The 4,593-nt window shown below is 37.8% G+C and carries 2 protein-coding genes; both read left to right on the top strand.

Features of this window, described 5'->3' with window-relative positions; all coding sequences use genetic code 11:
- The first annotated feature begins 103 nt into the window (after window positions 1-103).
- Window positions 104-2,197 (top strand): S8 family serine peptidase, encoded by a 2,094-nt coding sequence (locus tag P9B04_RS14745; RefSeq protein ID WP_342055746.1) that lies wholly within the window; start codon window positions 104-106, stop codon window positions 2,195-2,197.
- Window positions 2,197-4,374: a hypothetical protein gene (locus P9B04_RS14740; RefSeq protein WP_342055745.1), complete on the top strand. Its 2,178-nt coding sequence runs from the start codon at window positions 2,197-2,199 to the stop codon at window positions 4,372-4,374. The genes P9B04_RS14745 and P9B04_RS14740 overlap by 1 nt, the downstream gene beginning before the upstream one ends.
- The last annotated feature ends 219 nt before the right edge of the window (window positions 4,375-4,593 follow it).

Raw genomic sequence — 4,593 nt, 5'->3', positions numbered from 1 at the left:
CATCTATTAGTAAAGGGTTTTATAAGGGGGTTAAAAAGAGCGGATTTGGTATGATTAAACTGAGCAACTAATTGTCATCAAGATTGAGGAGACACGGAACAGTATGGTTTTCTATCATCAAAACAAGCTCATAGACGGTTCTGGCTATGCCATTGCAGTTTTAGACACAGGAATTGATTTAGACCATCCTTTTTTTGGACCGGATCTTAACAACGATAATGTAGCAGATAGGATTGTTCACCACTACGATTTTGCTGCAACTTCACTACAAAATTTCAGTGATCCCACTAGCAATGACGATAGTTCTGCTGATGATCCCAACGATCACGGGAGTCATGTAGCAGGGATTGCTGCCTCAGAGGATTCTACTTACCAAGGAATAGCTCCTGGTGCGGACATTATAGCTCTTAAGGTCTTTGACGATGACAATCAGGGCAATCTTTATGATCTAGAACAGGCTTTACAGTGGATAGTAGACAATCATGAAGAATATAATATTGTGAGCGTCAATATGTCCTTGAGCGATGGAGTTAACCATACAACTCCCGCATCTTTAGCTATCATCGAAGATGAGTTGATACAGTTAGTTCAAAACAACGTCACAGTGGTTTCTGCTGCGGGTAATACAGGAAAGATTGGTGTGTCTCTCCCCGCAGCCAGTCCTAACTCTTTGGCAGTTTCTTCCGTCAATAATTTAAAAGATGGGGTAATTTCTTCCTTTTCTCAGCATCACCCCGATTTAACCAATGTATTTGCCGACGGAAAGAGTATTACATCAGCCAATAGAAAAGGGGGGACAAAAACTCTATCAGGAACCAGTATGGCGACTCCCTATGTAAGCGGAGCGATCGCTGTGGCGCAACAGTTGGCTGAGCAAGAGTTAGGGAGAAGATTAACTTTTGAGGAAATCAAAGATTTACTGGCACAAGGGGACGATATTTCTGCCCCCAGCCAATATGTAGAAGATTACAGAGGGAAGGTCATAAATATCGAAAAACTGGGGAACGCTATTCTAGAAATGGTACCTTCAGAGACTTTAGAACCCCCAACGATAGAGGAAAGCGTTATTGCTCAAATTGGTCAAATTACTGACTTAAACCATAACAATAAAACTGTTTTTCTCGCTCACGAATTTGTTAACCCCATTGTCTTCGCCCAACCCCCATCTTTCAAAGGTCCACAAGCATCTACCGTCAGAATAACCAACATTCAAGGCGATCGCTTCTCAGCACAAATCCAAGAACCCGGCAACCTCGATGGTCTTCATGCAAAAGAAAGCTTAAGTTTTCTGGTGCTTGAAGAAGGTATTTGGGAACTATCGGACGGAACAATTATAGAAGTGGGTGTTGTAAACACTAACGCCACTACCTCATCTGATTGGCAAGACATTACGTTTAATTACAAGTTTACTGCCGCTCCTGTTGTCCTAACCCAAGTTCAAACCAATAACGATACAAATTTTGTGAGAACTCGTCAGGATAACATCACTAAAAACGGATTTGAGGTAGCCTTAGAAGAAGAAGAAGCCTATCGTAATAGTGGTCATGGCACAGAAACCATCGCTTGGTTAGCTATCTCGGGAGGGCAAGGGACTTGGGACGGTAACGCTTTCATCGCAGGAAATACCGGTGATAAAGTTACTCACAATTGGCACACCATAGATTTTGGCGTGGCTTTCGACAACAAGCCAAAATTCTTAGGCAATATTGCTACTTTCGATGGTCCAGATCCTTCTGGATTAAGATATCGAAATCTCAGCAATGGCAATGTTCAAATTAAGATAGAAGAAGATACCAGTCGAGATAGTGAAACCAATCATACTACAGAAAACATCAATTTTTTAGCTGTTGAGGCAACCGGTACGTTAAACGGGTTCGCGGTCGATTCTCTAACAGGGGTAACTAATGCTCAAACAGAGGCAATCAACGGAGATGTTTTTACACTGGGCAATGCAATTGAACCCTTTTATAATCACTACGGACAACAAGATTATCTAGAAATTATTGATTTTGATATGTCCCGAGATACCATAGAACTACATGGTGGCATGTCTGACTACTATCTAAGAACATCTCCTTTTTCAACCAATGATCAAGGAATATTTTTAAAGTTTCCTGGCATGGAAGACGAATTAATTGGTATCGTTAAAAATACCAATAATCTAGATTTAAACAGTAACAATTTTGTCTTTACTTAATGATTAAATCTCGGTTATTTATCGTTATCATTTTGATGATTCATTGGATAACTTACCTCAGTTATCCACCTGCTTTCTCCTACAATTCCCCCCCTGAGAAAATCACGATTACCCTGGAGAGAGGACTTTGGAGAAAATCCAAGGAAAACATTTCTTATCAAAATATTGTTGTTGATTTGATTTGTAAAAATAATAATTGTGATTCCCAAGTTTGGGGATTTGCTCCCGAATTTAATCAAGCAGAACACCAAGGGACTGTAATTGTCAATAAATTTAATAATCAATGGACTTTACAAGTTGATTTAACGATCAATCCTGATCCTTGGTTATCTTGGTCAGGAAAGGCTAATTACGCAATTCAACTAATACAAAAAAATCAGGATGTCTTATTAGGAACCTACCAAGGAGAATTTAATAGCCAATCATTAAAAGGAAACGCCTCTGCTACTATTAAACCAATATATCCTCAACCTTTACCAAATCATCAACCAATCCAACCCGAAGAACATCCCCGTCTTCTTTTTAGAGAAAGAATGGTACCAGAGTTACGACAAAAAGTAACAACAAAAATTGGTAAAAAAATTAGGCAAAAATTGGAAGAAACCCTCGAGCAAACTGTCACTTACGACGGCTATGTGCCTAATGCTGGCTATCAAGCAGCAGGACAGTGTTTTCTGGCTTTAATTGATAATAAAACTCAAAAAGCTAATGATGCTTGGGATATCGTAGAAACCGCTATTAACACATCCTATACTCGCTTGTTTGAGCTGTCCCCAGTGGTTGCAGGAGTAGCGATCGCCTACGATTTCTGTTACCCTTATTGGGGGGACAATAATCGTAGTATTGTACGTAATTGGTTGTCTGAGAAAGCGCAGTTATTGATTGATGGAACCCCCGGCAAAGGGTGGAACCCCACAGCTTGGAGTAATTGGAATGCTAGAGCAAGAGGTGCCGCAGGGTTGGCAACATTAGCTATTTTAAAGGACTCTGAAACCAATACTGAGGAACTATTAACCATTGCTAAACGGAATATCGTTCGCTATTTAGATACAGCAATGGGAGATAACGGGTTTGGTACAGAAGGAGATCACTACACCACTGAACCATTTATATTAACTTTGTTCCCTTTTTTGACAGCATACTATCATGTCAAAGGAGAAAACTTTGTTACTGAAAATTCTAATTTAGCTTGGTTATTACCTCACTATTTAATAAGAATTGTTCCTAGAGATCAAGGTTATCCTATTCCTAGTTATGGAAGACATAGAATTTATCCACAAGGATCATTATTTGCGATGGGAATGGATTTAGTTTCCCCTAAATTTTTGCCTGGGGTGATGTGGGGATTTAATAATTATTGGGGGGAGAAGGGGGATAAAAGTTTAGGAATTAAGAATACTTTAGATGCAGTTTTTCTCTTGATTAATTATCCTAGAGATTTAAAAATTGAGCATCCTTCCCGAATTTTTAATCAAGTTCTTAAGGATGACAAAAAAGCATTTTACGTATTCCGTAATAGATGGAAAGATCAGAATGATTTTGTGAGTAGTATTTACGGAAAAAGGGAACACTTGAATAAATCTTGGTCTTTTCCCGATGGGGGAAGTTTTCGGATTTGGGGTTTAGGAGAAAATTGGGCGATCGCAGGAGAAAGTGAAAATAAACCAGAAAATGAAAATATCATTATTCAAGAAAATTCTCATAAATTAACCATGCAGCCTATTTATTTTGAATCTCAAAAAGATGGTTCAGGAATTGTTAGTTTACAAGCTAAAGATTGGCTGCGATCGTTTGCTGTTGATTATTCTAATGTGTCAGGAGTTCCTGGTTTATTTGTGATTGCTGATGAATTTAAGGATAATAATAAGAGTCATACTTGGGTTATGAACACAGAGGGAGAGGTAGTAATTAATCAGAATACATTTCTTGTTAAACGGAATGGTGATGTTAGCATGAAAGGGACTTTTGTGACTCCTGATAACATTAATTTAAGCTACGATAAAAATAATCAAAGAATTATAGCAACGGGAAAAAGTAACTTTTTCGTTGTTATGACAGTCCAAAAAAATCAGATTCCTGATTTAAAAGTTATCAAGAATCCATTAAATCCTCAAGTTTCAATTGGAAAAAGAGTTATTGGTTTTAAAGAGCAACATATCTATTTTGATGTAAATTAGCTTTTGTAGCAATCAGTGATGATTTGTGATAATTTAAGTTTGAGATACAAGGGAACAGTGAATACTGATAACTGGTCACTGCTAAAAAAGATATCTCATCAACCATTACTGATTGCTACATTTTGTATTTGTACAGCTAGAAAACTTGAGTAAAATTGTCTTGTTATAGTTAATTCAAATAAGATTGAGACAAATAAGAAGTATAATGAAGACAGATGA

It is taken from the genome of Crocosphaera sp. Alani8 (assembly GCF_038442745.1).
Taxonomy (GTDB): domain Bacteria; phylum Cyanobacteriota; class Cyanobacteriia; order Cyanobacteriales; family Microcystaceae; genus Crocosphaera.
Note: the sequence above shows the minus strand (reverse complement) of the source record. Positions and strands in the feature narration are given on the sequence as shown.